This window comes from Limnohabitans sp. 63ED37-2, assembly GCF_001412535.1.
Lineage (GTDB): Bacteria > Pseudomonadota > Gammaproteobacteria > Burkholderiales > Burkholderiaceae_C > Limnohabitans_A.
In genome coordinates, this window is sequence record NZ_CP011774.1 from 2,949,704 (window position 1) to 2,969,571 (window position 19,868).

A 19,868-nucleotide genomic window follows, 5' to 3' on the forward strand; every position below is an offset into this window, starting at 1 on the left:
TTCTCTGGCTGGAGCTTCTTACAGCTCGGTCTTGAGGCGGCTCAGCAGATCAGCGTGGACACCAGCGTTGACTTCCTTGCGGAGAATCTGCTCGGCGCCTTTGACGGCCAGGGCAGCGACTTGCTCACGCAGAGCCTCGCGTGCCTTGACCGATTGCTGCTCGGCTTCGGCCTTGGCAGCTGCGATGATCTTGTTGCCTTCTTCGGTGGCTCGTGCTTTGGCTTCATCAATGATGCCATTTGCACGGCGCTCGGCGTCAGCCAAGCGCGAAGCCGTCTCGTTGCGCGATTTGGCCAATTCAGACTCAACACGCGCATTGGCGCTGGAGAGTTCGGCTTTGGCTTTGTCGGCGGCAGCGAGGCCGTCAGCGATTTTCTGTGCTCGTTCGTCGAGCGCTTTTGTGATCGGGGGCCACACGAATTTCATCGTGAACCACACCAGAATCGCAAAAACGATCATCTGAATGAACAGAGTAGCGTTAATGTTCACGGTTCAGTCCTTCTTCTTGCGTGAAGAGGTACGTGGATTACTTCAGAACGAAGGGGTTGGCGAAGGCGAACAGCAAGGCGATGGCCACACCGATCAGGAACGCAGCGTCGATCAGACCTGCCAAGATGAACATCTTGGTCTGCAATTCGTTCATCAACTCAGGTTGACGAGCTGAAGACTCGAGGAATTTGCCGCCCATCAAAGCGATACCGATGGAGGCACCGATAGCGCCCAGACCAACGATCAAACCACATGCCAATGCCACCAGGCCGAGAATGTTTTCCATGAGAAGCTCCTAAAAGTGATTGGAAAAAGAAACGAGAAACAAGGGAAAAAGAGTCATCAATGTGCGTCGTGCGCTTGACCTGTGTAGATCAGCGTCAACATCATAAAGATGAAGGCTTGCAAGGTGATGACCAGGATGTGGAACAGCGTCCACACGGTACCGGCAATGACATGACCAATGGCCAGGCCCACACCGGTTGCCGACAATGCCCAGCCGCCACCCATGAGGGCAATCAACATGAACACCAACTCACCTGCAAACATGTTGCCAAACAGTCGCATGCCGTGCGAAACCGTCTTGGCCAAATATTCAATCATCTGCATCAGGAAGTTGACTGGCCACAGGGCCCAATGGTCACCAAACGGTGCAGCAATCAGTTCGTGAGCCCAGCCGCCCAAACCCTTGATCTTGATGTTGTAGACCAAGCAAATGAACAGCACAGAACAAGACAAGCCCAAGGTGGTGGACAAGTCGGCCGTAGGCACCACACGCATGTAATCTTTGAAGCCCAAAGCGGGACCAACGGCATGCCAAGTGGCAGGAATCAGATCGACGGGCAACATGTCCATGGCGTTCATCAGGAAAATCCAGACGAAAACGGTCAGGGCCAGAGGCGAAATGAGCTTGCGGCTTTTGGCGTTGTGGATCACGCCCTTGGCCTGGTTTTCGACCATTTCGGACAAGATCTCAACAGCCGCCTGAAAGCGGCCGGGAACACCCGAAGTGGCTTTGCGAGCAGCAGCCCACAAAACGATGCAGCCGATCACACCCAAAACCAATGAGAAAAAGACCGAGTCGAGGTTGAACAGACTGAAGTCCACGATGCTCGTTTGCTTGACGCCTTCAAATGAAAAGTTCATTTGCAGGTGTTGCAAGTGATGCTGGATGTACTCTCCAGCCGTTGGGGCGTGTGCGCCAGCGTTTTCAGCAGCCATAAATCACCAATCAGTTCAAAAAAGGGTCGGTTTCGATTTGCGTTGCATCCAGCCCAGCGCCATGGCCAGCCAATACACCTTCATCGTCACCACAAAACCGGCCACCAAGGCAAACCAGTTCAGATCAGAAATCACTTTGGGCGCCACCAGGAGCAACGCCACGGTCAAGACAATCTTGACCAACTCCCACACCATCAGGCCCATCAAAGCTGAGCCTGGCTGGGTGCGCCGCATTTGTCGGCTCAAGGCCCGTACAAACACAACGGCAGGAACCACCACAGCCACCGAACCCCAGGCTGAAGACGCAGCAAGCTTCCACTCACCCGTGAACAACCCGGTTACAAGCGCCATCAAAGCGCCCACCCCCACCTGCAAAAACAACACTCGCCAAGGCGAAGCCTGTGGGTTGTGTTGTCGCCAGGCCCGCGCTTGTTCAGCGCTCAGGGGCTTGAATTCGGGTTCGAGACCTTCATCTGCAGCATCTGGCGTGTCACTGGGCATACCCGTTTTCAGGGATGAGGCGATTTTGGTCATCTCAAATTACACCGTGGTTACAAACGCGGCGAACACTGCAAAGCCTCTGATTATACGTAGAAACCCGTGCGTTCCTACTTTTTTTGATCCATGCCCCATTGCCCTTGGCTCAAAACGGCCAATACCAGCGGCGACAATGGGCACGAAGGGTCGTTGGACCTTGGCTTTCCACGTTAAAGATCGGCTGATGTATGTACGAATGGTTTAAATTTCTTCACTTGGCGGCAGCCATCGTCTGGCTGGGCGGCATGGCCTTGGTCATTTTGGCGCTGCGCCCGGTGGTCATCACCCAAATGGCGCCCCCCGAGCGTCTGGCCCTGATGGCAGCCGTGCTGAGCAGGTTTTTTTCCATGGTTTGGATCTCGATTGCCTTGATTTTGACCAGCGGTTTCTGGATGCTGTCGATGGCCGACATGACGCTCGCCCCCAAGGGTTGGCACGCCATGTCGGGCCTGGGGCTGCTGATGTGCCTGATTTTTGCCCACATCTGGTTTGCGCCCTTTCGCCGCTTGAAAGCTGCTGTGGCCAACACCGATTGGCCCGCAGCAGGCAAGGCTTTGGGGCAAATTCACCCCTTGGTGCTGACCAATTTTGCTTTGGGCTGGTTGGCGGTTTTGGCGGTCATCGTCTGGCGTTAAGCTAGTAGGCAAAACGGACCTTTTCATGAGCGCTTCCATCACACCCCCCGCTGGCATCGACCCGCGCAAAGACACCCTGATCGAGTACCCCTCGGTCTTCCCAATCAAGGTCATGGGCGCCATGGTCGACGGCTTTGCCGAAGCCATGTGCCAGGTCGCCCTGCAGTTCGATCCGGGCTTTGACCCCACCACCATCGAGTTGCGCCCCAGCAAAGGCGGCAACTACCTGGGCGTGACGCTCAGCATCACGGCGACCAGCCGCGAACAACTCGACGACCTTTACCGCGCCCTGACCTCGCACCCCATGGTCAAAATCGTGCTTTGAGCATGGACATCCGGCTTCTTGGGCAAGTCGACTACTTGCCAACCTACGAAGCCATGCAGGCCTTCACCGCCACTCGCACGCCTGAGACGCCCAATGAACTTTGGGTGTGCGAACACCCGCCTGTGTTCACCCAAGGGCTGGCGGGGCAAGCCTCGCACCTCTTGATGCCCGGCGACATTCCGGTGGTTCAAACCAATCGGGGTGGACAAGTCACATTTCATGGCCCCGGCCAAGTCATGGCTTACCCCTTGGTCAACCTGCAACGCGCCGGGTACTACGTCAAGGAATACGTCTTCAAGCTGGAAGAATCGGTTATCCGCACACTGGCGCACTTCGGCGTCACAGGCCACCGGGTGGCTGGGGCTCCAGGCATCTATGTGCGCCTCGACGACCCTTTCAGCCACGCAGCCTTGGTCGGCCCAGCCCCGGCAGGCGACCCCTTCAAGGGCTTGGGCAAAATCAGCGCCTTGGGCATCAAAGTCAGCCGCCACTGCACCTACCACGGCGCGGCCCTGAACGTGGCCATGGACCTTCAACCCTTTGAGCGTATCAACCCCTGTGGTTATGCCGGCCTGAAAACCGTAGACCTTTTTACAATCGGTGTTGAAACCACCTGGGACGATGCTGCCCGTGTGCTGGCTGGCCAACTCGCCACCCGACTCTGAAACGTCCCCTGACCTGCCGCCAAACGGCGACCGAAAGAATCCGATGAGCAATACCCCGACCGAACGCCAAGTGGTGCGCGAAGCACAAAGCGTAGAAAACTACGACCCCATGGCCAAGCAAAAGGCGGCCGCCAAACTCTCGCGCATTCCGGTCAAGGTGGAGCAGGCCGAGGTGCTCAAAAAGCCCGAATGGATCCGTGTCAAGGCGGGCTCGCCCACCACCCGCTTTTACGAAATCAAAGACGTGCTGCGCGCCAACAAATTGGTGACCGTGTGTGAAGAAGCCAGTTGCCCCAACATCGGTGAATGCTTTGGCAAGGGCACGGCCACCTTCATGATCATGGGCGACAAGTGCACGCGCCGCTGCCCGTTTTGCGACGTGGGCCACGGCCGCCCTGACCCACTCGATGTGAACGAGCCCGACAACCTGGCCAAGACGATTGCGCAGCTCAAACTGCAATACGTGGTGATTACCAGCGTGGACCGCGATGACCTGCGCGACGGCGGCGCTGGACACTTTGTGGAATGCATCCGCAAGACCCGTGAGCTCTCGCCCACCACCCAAATCGAAGTGCTGGTGCCCGACTTCCGCGGCCGCGACGACCGCGCCCTCGAGATCCTGAAGGCCGCGCCGCCCGATGTGATGAACCACAACATGGAAACCGTGCCGCGCCTCTACAAAGAAGCACGCCCAGGCTCGGACTACCAGTTCTCACTGAACCTGCTGAAAAAATTCAAAGCCCTGTTCCCGAATGTGCCCACCAAGAGCGGCCTGATGGTCGGCCTGGGCGAGACCGACGAAGAAATCTTGGAAGTCATGCGTGACATGCGTGCGCACAACATCGAGATGCTCACCATTGGCCAGTACCTGGCCCCCAGCAACAGCCACCTGCCCGTGCGCCGCTACGTGCATCCCGACACCTTCAAGATGTTTGAGGCCAAGGCCTACGAAATGGGCTTTTCACACGCCGCGGTGGGTGCCATGGTGCGCAGCAGTTACCACGCCGACCAGCAGGCGCATTCGGCCCACCTGAACACCCCCGCCCGCTGACCGACCAGCGCCTGAGCATCTGGGCCAGCCTGACTCGCCAGCTGGCGTGCTTCAAGCGCTCATCTTCTGCCGCCACAGACCTTGCATCGCGGCCCACCAGTCGTGGGCAAAGCGAGGTGCATCGAACAGCGGCGAACTCGCCGCTTGGCTGCGCACTTGCTGGCGCAAGCTTAGCAGCCGCTCGGCCACCAGACCTCCCCCTTGGCCCCAGGCTACGGCTTGGGCCATGTATTCGGCCTCGCTGTGGGCCACCCAATCGTGCAGGCCCAGGTTGCTCAGCATGGCCTGGCCTTGTCTGCCCAGCATGCCGGGCATGGCCAACGTGAGGGTGGGTACCCCCATCCACAAGGCCTCTGCCGTGGTGGTGCCACCGGGATAAGGAAAGGTGTCGAGCAGGATGTCCACTTGGCTGTAGCTGTCCAGGTACTGCGCACGGCTGACCGGTGGCAACAAGTCCACCCGGGCTGGGTCGATGCCCGCCGCCAGCAAGCGCTCGCCAAAGCGGCTCAGTTGCCCCGCATCGCTGAACTGAGGTGCCTGCAAACGCAAACGCGCCTGCGGGCAAGCGGCCAGAATGTGCGCCCAAGCGGCCAGAACACCCGCGTTGATCTTGGGCAGCGTCTGGTAGCAGCCAAAAGTGATGAACCCATTGCGCAGGACCGGCGGCGCCGACGGCTCGGGGGCGGCTACAGGCGGGCTCATGCACAAACGGGTGTGGGGCAGGCGAACCACTTGCTCCACATACAAAGACTCTTCGCCCTCGGGCACACACACCGGGTCGGCCAAGATGGCGTCCATTTGCGGCAAACCGGTGCTGGCAAAGTAGCCGAGCCAACTGACCTGGAGCGGTGCGGGTTTGGCCGCAAACACCGGCAGGCGGTTGCCTGCCGTGCGGCCGGACAAGTCCACCAGAATGTCCACGCCATCGCTGCGGATTTGCGCCGCCAGCCGCTCGTCGGTCCACAAATCCACCGTGTGCCAGGCCTCAAAAACCGGTCGAATACATGCGGTCAGCTCGTCCGATGTCGTGTCGTTGGCATAGGCCAACAAGCGCAACTGGCCAGAGGCCACGGCGGTGCTTGCCAGCGCCAGCAACACATCACGCAAAAAGTAGCCCACCGGGTGCTGGTGAAAATCGGCCGACACCAAGCCCACGCGCAAGGTTGGGGCCTGGGCCGGTCGGCGCGGCCATTCGGGCGCGGCCGGGTACAAGGGGGCGCAGCGGCGCAACAAGGCTTGGTGCGCAGCCTCATCGGGCGGGTAGCGGTAGTGCTGCACAAAAATCAGGTTGGCCAATGCATCGGCGTGATGCGGCGCCAGCGCCAGCGTGGCTTGGTAAGCGCGGCTGGCCTCTTCAAAGTCAAAAGCGTCTTGCCACCATTTGGCCAGGTTGAAATGCGCTTGCAAATGACCGGGCTCCAGCGCCAGCGTGGCCAGATAGGATGCTTTGGCCTCTTGGGTTCGACCCAGCGATTGGTAGGTCAGGCCCAGATTCAGGTGCGCGTTGGCATGCCCCGGACGCAGCGCAATCGCCTGACGCAAATGCACCACAGCCTCCTCGTAACGTTGCAGTTTTTGCAAGCTCAGGCCCAAATTGGCCAGCGCCTCCACATGCCCAGGTTGTTCACGCAGCAAGTCTTGGTAAAGCTCAACGGCCAAAGCCAGACGATGGGTGCAGGCCGCCAAGGTGGCCTTCAGGTTCAGCGCAGACAAGCGGTAGGCCTGGGGCACACCCGACTGCGCCAACAAGGCGTCGGTGCGGCTTTCGGCCTGCGCCCATTCGCCCTTTTGGTAGTCGCTCACCGCCTCTTCCAGCAAAGCTTGGCAGGCAGCGGGCGTGGTGCCAGCTGAGGGCCGGGACGCAGGCACCGCAACCTGCCCCAAGAGCTTGCTCAGCATGCCTGAAGGCTTGGCTGGGCGGCCTTTCGCGGGTGTTTTTTTCATGGGGCAATGGCGCATTGCGCGCAACAGATCTTTGGTCAAAAGTGGATTTTAGTGATCAAGCAGCCCATCGTGCGATGCCTTGGCGCATTCACCGAATGGAGCCAACGCGAGCGCTGCGAGGAATGGGCTTTTCCCCTAAACTGGCGACCACCCAAAGCGCTCACGCCCATCACTTAAGGCCCCCATGACCGACACCACCGCTGACGCCACCGCCTACACCCCACCCAAAGTCTGGACCTGGAACAAAGCCAATGGCGGGCGATTTGCCAACATCAACCGCCCCATCGCAGGGGCCACCCACGAGCAAGACTTGCCGCGCGGCCAACACCCGCTGCAGCTTTACTCCATGGGCACGCCCAATGGCGTCAAGGTCACGGTGATGCTCGAAGAATTGTTGGCTTTGGGGCACACGGGTGCCGAATACGATGCCTGGCTCATCCGCATCCAAGAAGGTCAGCAGTTTGGCAGCGGCTTTGTGAGCGTCAACCCCAACTCCAAAATTCCGGCACTGCTGGACTGCAGCGGCGAGCAGCCCGTGCGGGTGTTCGAGTCCGGCGCCATCTTGGTCTATCTGGCCGAAAAATTTGGCGCTCTGCTGCCCACCGACCCGGCCCAACGCGCTGAATGCATGTCGTGGCTGTTTTGGCAAATGGGCAGCGCGCCTTATTTGGGCGGTGGTTTCGGCCATTTTTATGCCTACGCCCCCTTCAAGATCGAATACGCCATCGACCGCTTTGCCATGGAGGTCAAGCGCGAGATGGATGTGCTAGACCGCCGCTTGGCCGAATCCCGCTTCATCGCAGGCGACGAATACACGATTGCCGACATCGCCATTTGGCCCTGGTATGGCGCCCTGGCCAAAGGCCTGCTGTACGAGGCCGGCGAGTTCTTGGCGGTGCACACCTACACCCATGTGCAGCGCTGGGCCGAAGAACTGGCGCAACGCCCTGCCGTCAAACGCGGGCGCATGGTCAACCGCGTTGTGGGGACGCCCGAGTCTCAGCTGCACGAGCGCCACGATGCGGGTGACTTCGACACCCGCACACAAGACAAAATCAAAGCCGCGTGACACCGCCGCCGGGCCATCTTGACCCGGCTCTCCCCATGCGGCTCAGGGGTTCATGCAGGCCGCAGGGTCTTCGCTGTCCAGCACCTGCTCGGCCCAGGGGGCCAATTTGGTGGTGTCCGAGCGCAGCACTTGGTGCTTGACCGACAGGATTTGTGACGGGTGCATGGAAAAGCTGCGCAGGCCCAGCCCGAGCAGCAAACGCGTCATGGCCACATCGCCGGCCATCTCGCCACACACCGACACGCCCTTGCCTTGGCGCTGGCACTCGGCAATGGTGTCCGCAATCAGCCGCAACACGGCCGGGTGCAGCGGGTCGTACAAATGCGCGACCGATTCATCGGCCCGGTCAATCGCCAAGGTGTACTGGATCAGGTCGTTGGTCCCGATCGATAAAAAGTCAAAGTGCTTGAGGAACAGGCGCAATGACAAGGCCGCAGCCGGAATTTCAATCATCGCGCCAAGGCGCACCGGACCGTGCACCTGTCCGCGCCGATCCAACTCGTGGCGGGCCTGGTCGACCAAGGCCAAGGTTTGGCGTATCTCGCTGCCGTGGGCCAACATGGGGATCAGCAAATTCACCTGTCCATGGGCAGCGGCACGCAAGATGGCCCGCAGTTGCGTGAGGAACATGGACGGATCGGCCAGGCACCAGCGAATGGCACGCAAGCCCAAGGCTGGGTTCAGGTGCGAGGCTTCGTGGCGGCTCTCATCGAGCGGTTTGTCGGCCCCCACATCCACCGTGCGGATGGTCACAGGCAAACCGTTCATGCCATCCACGGCTCGGCGATAAGCCTGGTACTGCTCTTCTTCGTCTGGCAAATGGCCTTGGCGGCCCATGAACAAAAATTCGCTGCGAAACAAGCCCACACCCACAGCACCCGCTGCGATGGCGGCATGTGTGTCTTCGGGCATTTCAATGTTGGCCAACAGCTCGATCTTTTGCCCATCCAGGGTGACCGATGGTGTGTGCCGCAAACGGGCCAGGCGCTCGCGCTCGAGATCGCCCTGGCGCTGCTTGAAGCCGTAATCGGCCATGATGATGGGCGATGGGTCGACGATGATCACGCCCGCATCGCCATCAATGATGACCCAGTCGTCTTGCTTGACCAGCTGGCTGGCGGTGCGTGCACCCACCACGGCCGGGATGTCGAGGCTGCGGGCCACGATGGCAGTGTGAGACGTCTTGCCACCGACATCGGTGACAAACCCGGTGAACACGCTTTGCTTGAATTGCAGCATGTCGGCAGGCGAGAGGTCGTGCGCCACCAGCACCAGCGGCACATCGGTATCGCCCAGCTGCAGTTCTTGCTGAGGCCGCTGAGGTCGCTTGGCCTGGGCCACCATGGCACCCGTTCCTTTGAGGCAATGCAGCACCCGCTCACCCACTTGCTCCATGTCGGCTTTGCGTTCGCGCAGGTAAGGGTCTTCCATCTCCTCGAACTGGCGCACGATGATGTCGAGCTGGCTGGTCAGCGCCCATTCGGCGTTGTACAGGCGTGTCTTGATCCAGTGGACCACGCCTGACGTCAGCTCTTCGTCTTGCAGCAACATCAGGTGCACGTCGAGCAAGGCCGCCAGCTCGTGCGGCGCATCCTTGGGCATGTCTTTTTGCAGGCGCTGCAGCTCATCGACCACCGCATCGCGGGCCACGCGCAAACGTTGAATCTCGCTGTTGACTTGCTCGGGCTGCACAAAATAGTGCGCCACATCGACGCGGCTGGAGGCCACCAAGACGGCTCGCCCAATGGCAATGCCACGCGCCACCGCCAAGCCATGGATGCTGAAGGTCATGGCTTATTCGCCTTCGCCGAATTTGTCGTTGATCAGCGCCAACAGGGCCGTCAAGGCCTCTTCATCGCGTTCGCCTTGGGTGTCCAGCATCACCTCACTGCCCAGCCCTGCGGCCAGCATCATGACGCCCATGATGCTTTTGGCGTTGATGCGGCGCTCGCCCTTGCTCATCCAGACATCACACGGAAAGCTGCCAGCCAATTTGGTCAACTTGGCAGAGGCTCGGGCGTGCAAGCCCAATTTATTGCTGATGGTCACGGTGGCTTGGGGCATGTCTCTGTCCGATTTGGTTTTGGGGGGCGGTGCTGCCCACTGGCATCACGCCTTGGGTGCCGCCTGCGTGGGCGCGTGCGGCCAGGGCTTCCAGGCTTTCATGGCGGTAACAAACGCTGCGCAGCAGCATGGGCAAATTGACCCCGGCCACCAGCCGCGTGTGAAGGCCATCGCCCAGTTGCTGGGCCACATTGCAGGGCGTGGCACCAAACACGTCACTGAGCAGCAACACCTCGGTCGTGCCCAGGGCGGTCATGGCTTCGTGCGCCCGGGCCAGGCTGTCTTCGGGCGCATCGTGGGGCAACACGTCCAGTGCCAAAACGCCCGTCGCGCAGTCAGGAAACACATGCAGGGCGCACTCGCGCAAGGCGGTGGCCAGCGGGGCGTGGGCGATGATGAGGATGCCAATCATGATGAGGTCTGATTATCGACGCTGCGCTGGTTTTTTGAGCATGAAAAATGCCCACGAGGCGACCGAACTCAAACCAAAACAGGCCAAAGCCACTTGGTAAGCCTGCGCATTGGCCAGTCCCAGGCCACGCCCAGCATCGACCAACAATCCAATGCCCCACTGCACCACAAAAATGCCCGCAAAGATCACCAAGTTGTACGCCGACAGGGCGCGACCGGCCAGATGCGAGGGGAAAGCCATGCCCACGGCCGGTTGGGCCAGCGCCACAAAAGTGCTGGTCACACACAGCAAGGCCATGCCCACGGCAGCACCAGCACCCACGCTGGGCCCCATCCAAACCAGTGCGCCAATGACACCAAAACTCAAAGGCAAGCCCCAGGCAATCAGCCGCTCGACCGGAATGCCCCGACGCGCCAGACCCGGCGTGATCATGCCCCATGCCCAAAAAGTCATCAGCATGGCCAAGTTAATCAGGAACAAGCCGGATGCGGCCTCGGCCGCCGTCCAGCCCGCCACCTGGGTCATCCAAGGGCCCGCCCACAAGGTCTGGATGGCGACCATACCGCCGTAGCTGAAAAAGCCGATGGGCGTCATGCGCCAAAAATAGGCGCTGCGCCAGATTTCGCGGTAACTGCCATCGTCGTCGTACGGCGTCTGCGGGCTGTCGGCTGCGGGCGTGGCTTTTTGCCACGCAGGAACCAACAGGGTGATCAACAGCATGGCGATGGCAATCATCACGCCCAGCATCACAAACAAGGCACGCCAGCCCCAGATGGGCATGAGCCACTGCACCGGCAAGGTGGCCGCCAGCATGCCCAAAGAGCCGGTCATCAGCATCCAAGAGTTGGTGCGCAGTTGGGTGCTGGCATCAAACCAGCGTCGGTAACCGGTGAGCGGCGCCATCAGGCAGGCGCTCACGCCCATGCCGCACAGCACCCGCGCGGCCAGCAAACCATGAAAACTCTCGGCCCACGAAAAGGCCAAACAACCGAGCACAGCAAAAGTCAAAAAAGCGAGGATGACTTTTTTCGGGCCGTGTTGGTCCAGCCAGCGCCCCAAGGGCAGCTGGGTGAGCGAAAAGCCCAAAAAGTATCCACCCGCCAACAAGCCCAAGTCTTGCGCACTCAGGCTGAATTCGGTGGTCAAAGTGGGCGACAAGGTGGCGGTGATGGCCCGCACCAAAGCCGAGAAAAAATAGGCCAGCGCAAAGGCCAAAAACACCACCACAGCCATGCGGCGTGGCAAGTGCTCCGGGTTAGCCAACGCTGGGTCACTCAACGGTGTAGCGCTCATGGCTTGATCCCATCAAACAAGGTGTTGGCCAAATCTGCCGCAATTTTGAGGTCGTACACCACGGCATGGACCAGCCGCACCCGCTCGCCTTCGGGCAATGCGCCCCACACGGCGTCCATGTTCACCGGTTCGCCATTGGCCCGCTGGCCCGGGGCTTGCACCCGCACCGATGTGGCCAAGGGCAGCTGACCCGGGCGCTGCCAAATCTGTTGCTGCCCGGCCGCCAAGGGCTGGGTCACACGGGCATTGTCCAAGGTGGCTTTTTGCCAGGCGGCCATTACCGCACTGGCATCGGCCCCGGCGGGCAAGGAGGCCGTCATCACCGCCACCATGGCCGCACCGCTTTCGCAGCCCACCACCTGCAATTCCACAGGCACGCCGCCCAAGGGAACATTGCGGGTAGTGCGGTCGGGTTTGCAGGGCAATTGGGCTTTGAGTGCGCTGCCCTCAAAGGCCACGTCCCGCCAGTTCTGGGCAGGGCTGCAAGCGCTCAAAGTCAGGGCCCCAAAGAGGCTGGCCACCAAGGCCGAAGAATGGATTCGCATGGGGTGATTATCCTGATCAGCGGCCGCATTGGGTTTTGGCGACAATGTGCCCCATGAATTCACTCGACGGCATCCGCGTTCTCGACCTCTCCCGCGTTCTGGCGGGCCCCTGGTGTACCCAGACCTTGGCCGATCTGGGGGCCGATGTCATCAAGATCGAGCGCCCCGGCACGGGCGACGACACCCGGACCTGGGGCCCCCCCTTTTTGAAAGACGCCCAAGGTCAGGACACCGCGGAAGCCGCCTACTACTTGGGCGCCAACCGCAACAAGCGATCGGTGACCTGTGACATCGCGCAACCCGCAGGCCAAGCGCTGATCCGCGAACTGGTTCGGCACTGCGACGTGTTTGTGGAGAACTTCAAGGTCGGTGACATGGCCCGTTACGGCCTGGATTACGCCAGCCTGAGCGCCCTCAACCCCAAGCTGGTCTATTGCAGCGTGACCGGTTTTGGCCAGACCGGCCCTTACCGCGAACGGGCGGGTTACGACTATGCGGTGCAAGGCATCGGCGGCTTGATGAGTGTGACCGGCGAGCGCGACGACCTGGGCGGCGGCCCGCAAAAAGTGGGGGTGGCCGTGGCAGACCTGTTCACCGGCATGTACGCCACCGTGGCGATTTTGGCGGCGCTGCGCCACGCCGAACGCTCGGGCGAGGGCCAGATGGTCGACATGGCCTTGCTCGACACGCAGGTCGCCATGCTCGCCAATTTGGGCTCCAATTACCTGGTCAGCGGTAAAACGCCCGGCCGCGCAGGCAACGCGCACCAGAACATCGTGCCCTACCAAGTGTTTGAGGTCATGGCCCCAACGGGCGCTGCACCGGGCACCCGCGACCACCTGATCTTGGCGGTGGGCAACGACGGGCAGTTTGTGAAGTTTTGCGCCGTAGCCGGCTGCCCTGAACTGGCGCAAGACCCGCGTTTTGCCCAAAACACGCAGCGCGTGCGCCACCGCGACATCCTGGTACCCCTGCTGGAAGGCATCCTGAAAACCCGCACCAAGGCCGACTGGCTGGCGGCCCTCGAAGCCGCCAAGGTGCCCTGCGGGGCCATCAACACCCTGAGCGAGGTCTTTGTGGACCCGCAAATCCAGGCCCGTGGCATGGTGCAGGATTGGCAACACCCGGTCAAACCCAACCTGAAACTGGTGGCCAGCCCGATCAAGATGAGCCGCACCCCCGTGCGTCAGGACTTGCCGCCGCCCATGCTGGGCCAACACACCGCCGAAGTCTTGGCCGAAGTGTTGGGCTGGGACGCCGAACAACTCGGCCCCCTGCGCGGCAAAGGGGTGATCTGATGGCCAACTTTTTGCTAGTGCATGGCGCTTGGCACGGGGCTTGGTGCTGGCAACGTGTGGTGCCGGGCCTCATCGGTGCGGGCCACCGCGTCCATGCCGTCACCCTGACGGGCGTGGGTGAGCGCGCTCACCTGCTGCAAGCGGATATTGATCTTGAAACCCACATCACCGACGTGATGGCCGCCATGGACGCCGAAGAACTGAACGATGTGGTGCTGGTGGTGCACTCGTACGCCGGCATGCTCGGCACGGCCGTGGCCGACCGCAGACCCGATCGCCTGCGCCACCTGGTTTATTTGGACGCGGTGCTGCCCAAACCCGGTGAATGTTGGAGCAGCACCCACGCCAGTGCCACCCGAACCGCCCGCATCGCTGCGGCGCAAGCCGATCCCTTGTATGCCTTTCCGGCCCCAGACCCCTCGGTTTTTGGCCTGAGCGACGCCGACCATGCCTGGGTGCAACGACGCCAGACCCCACACCCGGGCGGTCCGTACACCCAAGTGCTCGACTTTGATCCCCGCCGCGTGGCCAGCGTGCCACGCACTTTCATCAACTGCACCACGCCGCCCCTGGGCACCATCGATGTCAGCCGCCTGCGCATGGTGGACCCCAAATTTTGGGACGGCGCTTGGTTGCCCGGCTCACAAGTGCTGGAGATGCACACCGGCCATGACCCCATGGTCAGTGACCCGCAAGGTTTGGTCAAACACCTGTTGTCCCTGCTTTAAATCCCTTAGCCGCTTGGATCGGGCGCAGCGCCGGGACTGGTCTCTTTCAGCGCAAAGCACCAAACACCTTGGTCAGCAAGGCGCTGCCCGCTTGGGCGGGGTTCTGGCGAATCTTTTTTTCCTCTTCGCCAATCATGTAGTAAAGCCCGTCAAGGGCTTTGGCCGTCACATGGTTTTCCAAAAGCGCTTTGTCTCTGGACACCAAGCCCATGCTGGACAACTTGCCCGCCACCGCATTGAACTGCTCGACCACACCCAATTGCCCCAGCACCTGTTTGACCTGCGGCAGGAATTCCGCACTCAAGGGCGCTCGGGTTTTGTCCACAAAAAATTGGGTCGCCGCTGTATCGCCCCCCTTTAAGATGCCCTTGGCGTCTTGCACCGACATGGTCTGTATCGATTGCATCAAGGCCTTTTGAGCCAAGGGCACGGCTTGTTCGGCGGCGCGGTTCATTTGCAAGGTCAAGGCATCAAGTTGCTGACCCATGCCCAGCGTTTTGAGCATTCTTGCGCCCTTGTTCAAGGCATCTGGCAAACCAATGCGCACCTTGTCATGGCCCATGAAGCCATCTTGCACCCCGAGCAAACCGATGGCCGCACTGGCCCCTTTTTCCAAGGCCAGTTTCAAACCTTGTGAGGCATCACCAGCACTCAGGTCCGCCCAACTGAAGGCATGCGCGGGCACAATGGCCAAAATCCCCGAGGACATGGCGAAGGCATTAAACTTTCTACGATGAAGAACCACCTGAATACTCCCTGGAAGCTGCAGCATGTCAGCCGTCGTGTGTTGAATGGGGCGTGCACGTTCGGCCTGTTGCTGGCCCTGTGGGGTTGTTCAGGTGAACGTGCGCCCGAATCTTCCTTTGTTTTGCTCGACGGCAGCACCGTCAGCACGCAGCAATTGCAAGGAAAAGTATCTTTGGTCAATTTCTGGGCCACCAGTTGCACATCCTGTGTGGCTGAAATGCCCGAGTTGATTGCCACTTACAACAAGTTCAAGGATCGGGGCTACGAAACCGTGGCTGTCGCCATGAGTTACGACCCACCCAGCTACGTGGTCAATTTTGCACAGACGCGGCAGTTGCCCTTCAAAGTGGCGATTGACAACACCGGGGGGGTGGCGCGTGCTTGGGGCGATGTGAAGCTCACGCCCACCACTTTTTTGTTGAACAAGCGTGGTGAGGTCGTTAAGCGATTTGTGGGTACACCCGATTTTGTCGAGCTTCACCAGTTGATCGACAAACTGCTGGCCGAGTCTTGACTTCAAACTGGGTTGCTTGAGCAACCGGGCCGCGCCGACCCGGTTGATTTATGACTGTGGATCTTGGGCCTTTGCCAACCTCAATCCTTGCGGAAATTGTCGTGGCAGGCCTTGCACGAGGCGGCTGCTGGACCAAATGCCGCCTTCAAGGCGTCGATGTTGCCCGCTTTGGCAGCGGTGTTCAGTTTCACGATTTCGGCTTGCATTTTGTCTGCGGCCTCTTTGTACTTGGCCGATTCTTTCCAGATCTCTGGCTTGGCACGGGTGTCACCTTTGTCGGTGCCTTCACCAAAGGCGGCCCATGGCAACTTGGCCAAGGTGGCGACCACATCGGCGTTGTCGGCTGCCGCCTTGGCATCGTAGGGTGCACGGCCATTGGCCATGGCACCGAGTCGGCCAAAATGCGCGGCCATCACGGTGAAACTGGCCTTTCGGTATTTGATGGCATCTTCAGGTTTGGCAAATTGCGCCTGTGCTGGCAGGCCCATCGCCAGCATTAGCAAAGCGCTTGCGCAGCTCGTGGTGTATTTCATGTTGAACTCCCGTTGTGGTGAAAAGGTTAAAAAGATTTATCCTTGTTTCAGTTTCTCATAATTTCCTCTTTCCCGCATCCATGAAAGTGCACATGTTCACAGTTCGCATTTGGGATTTACCCACTCGTTTGTTTCACTGGGCCTTGGCCTTGTGTGTGATGGGCTTGGTCATCACGGGCAATGTGGGCGGCAACGCCATGGTCTGGCATTTCCGCTTAGGCTATGTCGTGCTCACCTTGGTGCTTTTCAGGCTGGCATGGGGGTTTGCGGGTGGACACTGGTCCCGTTGGTCCAGTTTGCCCTTGCATCCACGGCATGTTCTGGCTTATCTGCGGTCGCGTGCCACCGACCGGACCCAAGCGGGTCACAACCCCCTGGGCTCTTGGTCCATTCTGGCCATGTTGTTTTTTTTAGCGTTTCAAGTGTCTACCGGTTTGATCAGTGACGATGAAATTGCCAATGCCGGTCCTTTGACGGCTCTGGTCTCCAGCAGTTGGGTGTCATGGGCCTCGGCCTGGCACAAAAATTGGGGCAAACTGATCATCATTTTGCTGGTGCTGCTGCACCTGGTGGCCCTGCTTTGGCACCGTTTCAAGAAACATCCACCTTTGTTGCCAGCTATGCTGCACGGAGACAAGAGCTTGCCCGAACCGGTTCCTGCCTCACACGACCAGCTGCGCCATCGGCTTGTGGCCTTGCTGGTTTTGGGCTTTGCGGCCTTGGTCGTTTATGGCTTGCTGTCAATGGGGGGCTGATCACCCCATTACACTGTGTGCCTGTGGAGGAAAAGTCCCTTGAAGCCATCGTCTGAATCACCCGTCATTGCGCTGCGCAGTCCTGCGCATGCGGCCGATTGGTTGGCCACTCGCACCATTTTTTCAGAGTACGCGGCCAGCCTGGCGGTGGATTTGTGTTTTCAGAACTTCGATCAGGAACTCGCTGACTTGCCCGGGGAGTATGCTGAGCCCCGTGGTGCATTGCTTTTGGCCTGGGTGGACGGTGCCGTGGCTGGGTGCTGTGCTTTGCGACCCTTCGATGCCTGCGACTATGCCAATGCCGCCGAGATGAAGCGCCTGTATGTGCGTCCGGCCTACAGAGGTTTGGGCTTGGGGCGCTTGCTCACCGAAGGCATTCTGGATGCGGCTCGTGCGGCTGCCTATCACTGTGTTTTGCTCGACACCTTGGACGACATGGAGGCGGCTCGCGCTTTGTACGAAGATTTGGGTTTTGTCGAGATTCCGCCTTACTACCATAACCCCCATGCTGGGGCACATTACCTGAAAGTGGACATTGTCTAATTGGATTGCTGTTTCACATCACCTTGAACCAGCACGCATCAAAAAAAGGGGCCCAAGGCCCCTTTTTTTAGCTTAAGGGGGTTCAACCCTTGGCTTGGGCCAACAGTGTGGCCGCATCGCTGACTTCGAATTTGCCAGGACCTTCTACGTTCAATGTGGCCACCTTGCCGTCTTTGACGAGCATCGAGTAGCGGTTGCTGCGCACACCCATGCCGCGGGTTGTCAGGTCCAGGGTCAAGCCTGTGGCCTTGCTGAAATCGCCACTGCCGTCGCCCAGCATGCGCACTTTGGCGCCGGTTTTCTGGTCACGGGCCCAAGCGCCCATCACAAATGCGTCGTTCACGCTGACGCACCAGATTTCGTCCACGCCGGCCGCTTTCAAGGCATCGTGGTTTTCCACGTAACCTGGGACGTGTTTGGCCGAGCAGGTGGGCGTGAATGCGCCCGGCAAGGCAAACAGGGCGATGGTCTTGCCCGCTGTGGCTTTGGCCACGTCCACTGGGTTGGGGCCAATGCTGCAACCATTGCCTTCTACTTCGACGTATTCCATCAGGGTGGCTGCGGGCAATGTGTCTCCGACTTTGATCATGTGGTGCTCCTTGTTGTGATGTGGCGATATTGCCGGGGTAAAAAAAAACGACCCACCATTGTGGGTCGTTTTCAAAAAGTTTGCAGCAGTTGGCCTGAAGGGCTTAAACGGCAGCAGCTTTCTGAACCAGGCGCGTAGCGACCCAGTTTTTGGTCTTCGAAATCGGACGGCTTTCCGTGATTTCGATGGTGTCGCCCAAGTGGAATTCACCTGTTTCGTCGTGCGCGTGGTACTTGCTCGACTTGGCCACGATCTTGCCGTAGAGGGCGTGTTTCACACGACGCTCGACCAGCACGGTCACGGTCTTGGCGCGCTTGTCGCTGACCACCTTGCCAATCAAGGTGCGCTTGAGGGATGTTTTAGCTTCCGTCATGGTCACTCCTTACTTGGCGGCTTGCTTTTGGGCAAGGATGGTTTTGGCACGGGCGATGGCACGGCGAGTCTGGCTCAGCGTACCGGTGTTGCCGAGTTGTTGTGTGGCTTTTTGCATACGAAGGCCAAAGTGAGCTTTTTGCAGCGCTTTGATTTCGTCTTTCACACCAGCAACGTCTTTTTGGCGCAATTCAGCAGCGTTCATTTCTTATTTCTCCTGAATTATTGGCCAATCATGCGTGCCACGAACGTGGTGCGCAGGGGCAGCTTGGCAGCGGCCAATTTGAAGGCTTCACGGGCCAACTCTTCTGGCACGCCTACGATTTCGTAGAGCACCTTACCGGGTTGGATTTCGGCCACGTAGTACTCGGGGTTACCTTTACCGTTACCCATACGCACTTCAGCAGGCTTGGTGGAGATCGGCTTGTCAGGGAACACACGAATCCAGATGCGGCCGCCACGCTTGACGTGACGGGAAATCGCACGACGTGCGGCTTCGATCTGGCGGGCCGTCAAACGGCCGCGGTCTGTGGACTTCAGGCCGAAGTCACCGAACGCCACCGTGTTACCACGGGTAGCGACGCCGGTGTTGCGGCCTTTCTGTTCCTTGCGGAACTTTCTGCGAGCAGGTTGCAGCATGTTGTTACTCCTTATTGACCGTCAGCTGCTGCAGCTGGCGCGGCGACTGTGCGTACGCGCTTAACGGCGGGTTTGGCATCACCACCCGCGCCGGCAGGCTTGTCGCTGCCGTCGGTGGGTGCTGCGTTGGTGCCAGCGGGGCGACGTGGGCCGCCACGGCGATCGCCTGCGGGGCGCTCACCGGGACGTGCATCACGGCGTGGACCACGCGGACGGCGCTCTTCTTCGGCACGAGGCTCAGCCAAAGCTGGTGCATCGTTGCGACCCAAAGTGTCACCCTTGTAGACCCAGACCTTGACGCCGATAACGCCGTAAGTGGTCTTGGCTTCAGAAGTGGCGTAGTCGATGTCCGCACGCAGGGTGTGCAATGGCACGCGGCCTTCGCGGTACCACTCGGTACGGGCAATCTCGATGCCGTTCAGACGACCGGCCGACATGATCTTGATGCCTTGGGCACCCAGACGCATGGCGTTTTGCATGGCGCGCTTCATGGCGCGGCGGAACATGATCCGCTTTTCGAGCTGCTGGGTGATGCTGTCAGCGATCAGTTGTGCATCGATTTCGGGCTTGCGCACTTCTTCGATGTTCACGGCCACTGGCACGCCCAAGCGAGCAGCGAGTTCTTTCTTGAGCAACTCGATGTCTTCGCCTTTTTTACCGATCACCACACCTGGACGAGCCGAGAAGATGGTGATGCGGGCGCTCTTGGCTGGACGCTCGATCAGCACGCGGGAAACCGCGGCGTTCTTGAGCTTGGCCTTGAGGTACTCACGCACCTTGATGTCTTCAGCCAGCATGCCGGCGAAGTCTTTGTTGCTGGCGTACCAACGGCTGGACCAGTTACGGCTGACGGCCAAACGGAAGCCGGTAGGATGGATTTTTTGTCCCATGTTTCTTCCC

General features: G+C 59.9%; 27 protein-coding genes. 10 read left to right on the top strand and 17 right to left on the bottom strand.

The window, feature by feature from the left end:
- Positions 1–18 precede the first annotated feature (18 nt).
- Genes L63ED372_RS13970 through L63ED372_RS13985 form a run of 4 tightly spaced genes read right to left on the bottom strand, consistent with a single transcriptional unit; the run spans position 19 to position 2,244 of the window.
- On the bottom strand, positions 19–489 hold the full coding sequence (locus L63ED372_RS13970) for a F0F1 ATP synthase subunit B (protein WP_062406765.1): 471 nt from the start codon (positions 487–489) through the stop codon (positions 19–21).
- Between the two features lie 37 nt (positions 490–526).
- Positions 527–775, bottom strand: a complete 249-nt coding sequence (gene atpE, locus L63ED372_RS13975; protein ID WP_019429175.1) for a F0F1 ATP synthase subunit C — start codon at positions 773–775, stop codon at positions 527–529.
- A 56-nt stretch (positions 776–831) separates the two neighbouring features.
- The gene (gene atpB, locus L63ED372_RS13980; RefSeq protein ID WP_062406766.1) at positions 832–1,710 is read right to left on the bottom strand and encodes a F0F1 ATP synthase subunit A; all 879 of its coding nucleotides are present in this window, start codon (positions 1,708–1,710) and stop codon (positions 832–834) included.
- 15 nt (positions 1,711–1,725) lie between these two features.
- A complete protein-coding gene (locus L63ED372_RS13985; RefSeq protein WP_062406768.1) occupies positions 1,726–2,244 on the bottom strand; it encodes an ATP synthase subunit I in 519 nt (172 codons plus the stop codon).
- A 191-nt stretch (positions 2,245–2,435) separates the two neighbouring features.
- Between L63ED372_RS13985 and L63ED372_RS13990 the strand changes: the two genes are divergently transcribed.
- The 4 genes from L63ED372_RS13990 to lipA are packed head-to-tail and all read left to right on the top strand — an operon-like array spanning position 2,436 to position 4,923.
- Positions 2,436–2,882 (top strand): CopD family protein, encoded by a 447-nt coding sequence (locus L63ED372_RS13990; protein ID WP_062406770.1) that lies wholly within the window; start codon positions 2,436–2,438, stop codon positions 2,880–2,882.
- Between the two features lie 25 nt (positions 2,883–2,907).
- A complete protein-coding gene (locus L63ED372_RS13995) occupies positions 2,908–3,207 on the top strand; it encodes a DUF493 family protein (protein ID WP_062406772.1) in 300 nt (99 codons plus the stop codon).
- Between the two features lie 2 nt (positions 3,208–3,209).
- Positions 3,210–3,872, top strand: coding sequence for a lipoyl(octanoyl) transferase LipB (gene lipB / locus L63ED372_RS14000; RefSeq protein WP_082431713.1), 663 nt, complete (start codon positions 3,210–3,212; stop codon positions 3,870–3,872).
- A gap of 43 nt (positions 3,873–3,915) precedes the next feature.
- On the top strand, positions 3,916–4,923 hold the full coding sequence (gene lipA / locus L63ED372_RS14005; protein ID WP_062408159.1) for a lipoyl synthase: 1,008 nt from the start codon (positions 3,916–3,918) through the stop codon (positions 4,921–4,923).
- A gap of 51 nt (positions 4,924–4,974) precedes the next feature.
- On the opposite strand, the gene L63ED372_RS14010 is transcribed toward lipA, so the two are convergent.
- The gene (locus L63ED372_RS14010; RefSeq protein ID WP_062406776.1) at positions 4,975–6,867 is read right to left on the bottom strand and encodes an O-linked N-acetylglucosamine transferase, SPINDLY family protein; all 1,893 of its coding nucleotides are present in this window, start codon (positions 6,865–6,867) and stop codon (positions 4,975–4,977) included.
- A gap of 184 nt (positions 6,868–7,051) precedes the next feature.
- On the opposite strand from L63ED372_RS14010, the gene yghU reads away from it, so the two are divergent.
- Positions 7,052–7,936 carry a glutathione-dependent disulfide-bond oxidoreductase gene (gene yghU, locus L63ED372_RS14015; protein ID WP_062406778.1) on the top strand — a complete coding sequence of 295 codons (885 nt, stop codon included), beginning with the start codon at positions 7,052–7,054 and terminating at the stop codon, positions 7,934–7,936.
- Between the two features lie 42 nt (positions 7,937–7,978).
- On the opposite strand, the gene ptsP is transcribed toward yghU, so the two are convergent.
- Genes ptsP through L63ED372_RS14040 form a run of 5 tightly spaced genes read right to left on the bottom strand, consistent with a single transcriptional unit; the run spans position 7,979 to position 12,250 of the window.
- Positions 7,979–9,727 carry a phosphoenolpyruvate--protein phosphotransferase gene (ptsP, locus tag L63ED372_RS14020; protein WP_062406780.1) on the bottom strand — a complete coding sequence of 583 codons (1,749 nt, stop codon included), beginning with the start codon at positions 9,725–9,727 and terminating at the stop codon, positions 7,979–7,981.
- A gap of 3 nt (positions 9,728–9,730) precedes the next feature.
- A complete protein-coding gene (locus L63ED372_RS14025) occupies positions 9,731–10,000 on the bottom strand; it encodes an HPr family phosphocarrier protein (protein ID WP_062406782.1) in 270 nt (89 codons plus the stop codon).
- Positions 9,969–10,412, bottom strand: coding sequence for a PTS sugar transporter subunit IIA (locus L63ED372_RS14030; protein WP_062406785.1), 444 nt, complete (start codon positions 10,410–10,412; stop codon positions 9,969–9,971). Before L63ED372_RS14030 ends, L63ED372_RS14025 begins: the two co-directional genes overlap by 32 nt.
- 12 nt (positions 10,413–10,424) lie before the next feature.
- Complete coding sequence (locus L63ED372_RS14035; RefSeq protein WP_062406787.1) at positions 10,425–11,705, bottom strand: MFS transporter; 1,281 nt, start codon at positions 11,703–11,705, stop codon at positions 10,425–10,427.
- Complete coding sequence (locus tag L63ED372_RS14040; RefSeq protein ID WP_062406789.1) at positions 11,702–12,250, bottom strand: hypothetical protein; 549 nt, start codon at positions 12,248–12,250, stop codon at positions 11,702–11,704. Before L63ED372_RS14040 ends, L63ED372_RS14035 begins: the two co-directional genes overlap by 4 nt.
- Before the next feature lie 53 nt (positions 12,251–12,303).
- On the opposite strand from L63ED372_RS14040, the gene L63ED372_RS14045 reads away from it, so the two are divergent.
- Both L63ED372_RS14045 and L63ED372_RS14050 read left to right on the top strand, forming a co-directional pair.
- A complete protein-coding gene (locus L63ED372_RS14045; RefSeq protein ID WP_062406791.1) occupies positions 12,304–13,548 on the top strand; it encodes a CaiB/BaiF CoA transferase family protein in 1,245 nt (414 codons plus the stop codon).
- The gene (locus L63ED372_RS14050) at positions 13,548–14,276 is read left to right on the top strand and encodes an alpha/beta hydrolase family protein (RefSeq protein WP_062406794.1); all 729 of its coding nucleotides are present in this window, start codon (positions 13,548–13,550) and stop codon (positions 14,274–14,276) included. The genes L63ED372_RS14045 and L63ED372_RS14050 overlap by 1 nt, the downstream gene beginning before the upstream one ends.
- Before the next feature lie 46 nt (positions 14,277–14,322).
- Here L63ED372_RS14050 and L63ED372_RS14055 read toward each other — a convergent pair whose 3' ends face one another.
- Positions 14,323–14,985 (bottom strand): DUF4197 domain-containing protein, encoded by a 663-nt coding sequence (locus L63ED372_RS14055; RefSeq protein WP_082431715.1) that lies wholly within the window; start codon positions 14,983–14,985, stop codon positions 14,323–14,325.
- Between the two features lie 24 nt (positions 14,986–15,009).
- On the opposite strand from L63ED372_RS14055, the gene L63ED372_RS14060 reads away from it, so the two are divergent.
- Positions 15,010–15,537 carry a TlpA disulfide reductase family protein gene (locus L63ED372_RS14060; protein WP_082431716.1) on the top strand — a complete coding sequence of 176 codons (528 nt, stop codon included), beginning with the start codon at positions 15,010–15,012 and terminating at the stop codon, positions 15,535–15,537.
- Positions 15,538–15,617: 80 nt separating this feature from the next.
- Here the strand turns inward: L63ED372_RS14060 and L63ED372_RS14065 are convergent, their stop codons facing one another.
- The gene (locus tag L63ED372_RS14065) at positions 15,618–16,070 is read right to left on the bottom strand and encodes a c-type cytochrome (RefSeq protein WP_062406798.1); all 453 of its coding nucleotides are present in this window, start codon (positions 16,068–16,070) and stop codon (positions 15,618–15,620) included.
- Positions 16,071–16,162: 92 nt separating this feature from the next.
- On the opposite strand from L63ED372_RS14065, the gene L63ED372_RS14070 reads away from it, so the two are divergent.
- Positions 16,163–16,825: a cytochrome b/b6 domain-containing protein gene (locus tag L63ED372_RS14070; RefSeq protein WP_062408163.1), complete on the top strand. Its 663-nt coding sequence runs from the start codon at positions 16,163–16,165 to the stop codon at positions 16,823–16,825.
- Between the two features lie 39 nt (positions 16,826–16,864).
- The gene (locus tag L63ED372_RS14075) at positions 16,865–17,368 is read left to right on the top strand and encodes a GNAT family N-acetyltransferase (RefSeq protein ID WP_197275272.1); all 504 of its coding nucleotides are present in this window, start codon (positions 16,865–16,867) and stop codon (positions 17,366–17,368) included.
- An 82-nt stretch (positions 17,369–17,450) separates the two neighbouring features.
- Here the strand turns inward: L63ED372_RS14075 and L63ED372_RS14080 are convergent, their stop codons facing one another.
- The 5 genes from L63ED372_RS14080 to rpsC all read right to left on the bottom strand — a co-directional run bounded on the left by L63ED372_RS14080 (position 17,451) and on the right by rpsC (position 19,858).
- Positions 17,451–17,957: a peroxiredoxin gene (locus L63ED372_RS14080; protein ID WP_062406800.1), complete on the bottom strand. Its 507-nt coding sequence runs from the start codon at positions 17,955–17,957 to the stop codon at positions 17,451–17,453.
- A gap of 103 nt (positions 17,958–18,060) precedes the next feature.
- Entirely contained in the window at positions 18,061–18,330 is a 270-nt protein-coding gene (gene rpsQ, locus L63ED372_RS14085) for a 30S ribosomal protein S17 (RefSeq protein ID WP_019426898.1), read from the bottom strand.
- Between the two features lie 9 nt (positions 18,331–18,339).
- Positions 18,340–18,534 carry a 50S ribosomal protein L29 gene (rpmC, locus tag L63ED372_RS14090; RefSeq protein WP_053172813.1) on the bottom strand — a complete coding sequence of 65 codons (195 nt, stop codon included), beginning with the start codon at positions 18,532–18,534 and terminating at the stop codon, positions 18,340–18,342.
- Positions 18,535–18,551: 17 nt separating this feature from the next.
- On the bottom strand, positions 18,552–18,968 hold the full coding sequence (rplP, locus tag L63ED372_RS14095; RefSeq protein ID WP_019426900.1) for a 50S ribosomal protein L16: 417 nt from the start codon (positions 18,966–18,968) through the stop codon (positions 18,552–18,554).
- A gap of 11 nt (positions 18,969–18,979) precedes the next feature.
- Complete coding sequence (gene rpsC / locus L63ED372_RS14100) at positions 18,980–19,858, bottom strand: 30S ribosomal protein S3 (RefSeq protein ID WP_062406802.1); 879 nt, start codon at positions 19,856–19,858, stop codon at positions 18,980–18,982.
- Positions 19,859–19,868 lie beyond the last annotated feature (10 nt).

What these genes read in the sequence shown, in the direction of transcription:
- L63ED372_RS13990 (WP_062406770.1), top strand. Translation starts at nt 2,436, where the DNA reads ATGTACGAATGGTTTAAATTTCTTCACTTGGCGGCAGCCATCGTCTGG.
- L63ED372_RS14055 (WP_082431715.1), bottom strand. Translation starts at nt 14,985, where the DNA reads ATGTCCTCGGGGATTTTGGCCATTGTGCCCGCGCATGCCTTCAGTTGG.
- L63ED372_RS13995 (WP_062406772.1), top strand. Translation starts at nt 2,908, where the DNA reads ATGAGCGCTTCCATCACACCCCCCGCTGGCATCGACCCGCGCAAAGAC.
- L63ED372_RS14030 (WP_062406785.1), bottom strand. Translation starts at nt 10,412, where the DNA reads ATGATTGGCATCCTCATCATCGCCCACGCCCCGCTGGCCACCGCCTTG.
- L63ED372_RS14040 (WP_062406789.1), bottom strand. Translation starts at nt 12,250, where the DNA reads ATGCGAATCCATTCTTCGGCCTTGGTGGCCAGCCTCTTTGGGGCCCTG.
- rpsC (WP_062406802.1), bottom strand. Translation starts at nt 19,858, where the DNA reads ATGGGACAAAAAATCCATCCTACCGGCTTCCGTTTGGCCGTCAGCCGT.
- L63ED372_RS13985 (WP_062406768.1), bottom strand. Translation starts at nt 2,244, where the DNA reads ATGACCAAAATCGCCTCATCCCTGAAAACGGGTATGCCCAGTGACACG.
- L63ED372_RS14070 (WP_062408163.1), top strand. Translation starts at nt 16,163, where the DNA reads ATGTTCACAGTTCGCATTTGGGATTTACCCACTCGTTTGTTTCACTGG.
- rpsQ (WP_019426898.1), bottom strand. Translation starts at nt 18,330, where the DNA reads ATGACGGAAGCTAAAACATCCCTCAAGCGCACCTTGATTGGCAAGGTG.
- rplP (WP_019426900.1), bottom strand. Translation starts at nt 18,968, where the DNA reads ATGCTGCAACCTGCTCGCAGAAAGTTCCGCAAGGAACAGAAAGGCCGC.
- L63ED372_RS14045 (WP_062406791.1), top strand. Translation starts at nt 12,304, where the DNA reads ATGAATTCACTCGACGGCATCCGCGTTCTCGACCTCTCCCGCGTTCTG.
- lipA (WP_062408159.1), top strand. Translation starts at nt 3,916, where the DNA reads ATGAGCAATACCCCGACCGAACGCCAAGTGGTGCGCGAAGCACAAAGC.
- L63ED372_RS14060 (WP_082431716.1), top strand. Translation starts at nt 15,010, where the DNA reads ATGAAGAACCACCTGAATACTCCCTGGAAGCTGCAGCATGTCAGCCGT.
- L63ED372_RS14080 (WP_062406800.1), bottom strand. Translation starts at nt 17,957, where the DNA reads ATGATCAAAGTCGGAGACACATTGCCCGCAGCCACCCTGATGGAATAC.
- atpB (WP_062406766.1), bottom strand. Translation starts at nt 1,710, where the DNA reads ATGGCTGCTGAAAACGCTGGCGCACACGCCCCAACGGCTGGAGAGTAC.
- L63ED372_RS14025 (WP_062406782.1), bottom strand. Translation starts at nt 10,000, where the DNA reads ATGCCCCAAGCCACCGTGACCATCAGCAATAAATTGGGCTTGCACGCC.
- atpE (WP_019429175.1), bottom strand. Translation starts at nt 775, where the DNA reads ATGGAAAACATTCTCGGCCTGGTGGCATTGGCATGTGGTTTGATCGTT.
- lipB (WP_082431713.1), top strand. Translation starts at nt 3,210, where the DNA reads ATGGACATCCGGCTTCTTGGGCAAGTCGACTACTTGCCAACCTACGAA.
- L63ED372_RS14010 (WP_062406776.1), bottom strand. Translation starts at nt 6,867, where the DNA reads ATGAAAAAAACACCCGCGAAAGGCCGCCCAGCCAAGCCTTCAGGCATG.
- yghU (WP_062406778.1), top strand. Translation starts at nt 7,052, where the DNA reads ATGACCGACACCACCGCTGACGCCACCGCCTACACCCCACCCAAAGTC.
- ptsP (WP_062406780.1), bottom strand. Translation starts at nt 9,727, where the DNA reads ATGACCTTCAGCATCCATGGCTTGGCGGTGGCGCGTGGCATTGCCATT.
- rpmC (WP_053172813.1), bottom strand. Translation starts at nt 18,534, where the DNA reads ATGAACGCTGCTGAATTGCGCCAAAAAGACGTTGCTGGTGTGAAAGAC.
- L63ED372_RS14050 (WP_062406794.1), top strand. Translation starts at nt 13,548, where the DNA reads ATGGCCAACTTTTTGCTAGTGCATGGCGCTTGGCACGGGGCTTGGTGC.
- L63ED372_RS14035 (WP_062406787.1), bottom strand. Translation starts at nt 11,705, where the DNA reads ATGAGCGCTACACCGTTGAGTGACCCAGCGTTGGCTAACCCGGAGCAC.
- L63ED372_RS14065 (WP_062406798.1), bottom strand. Translation starts at nt 16,070, where the DNA reads ATGAAATACACCACGAGCTGCGCAAGCGCTTTGCTAATGCTGGCGATG.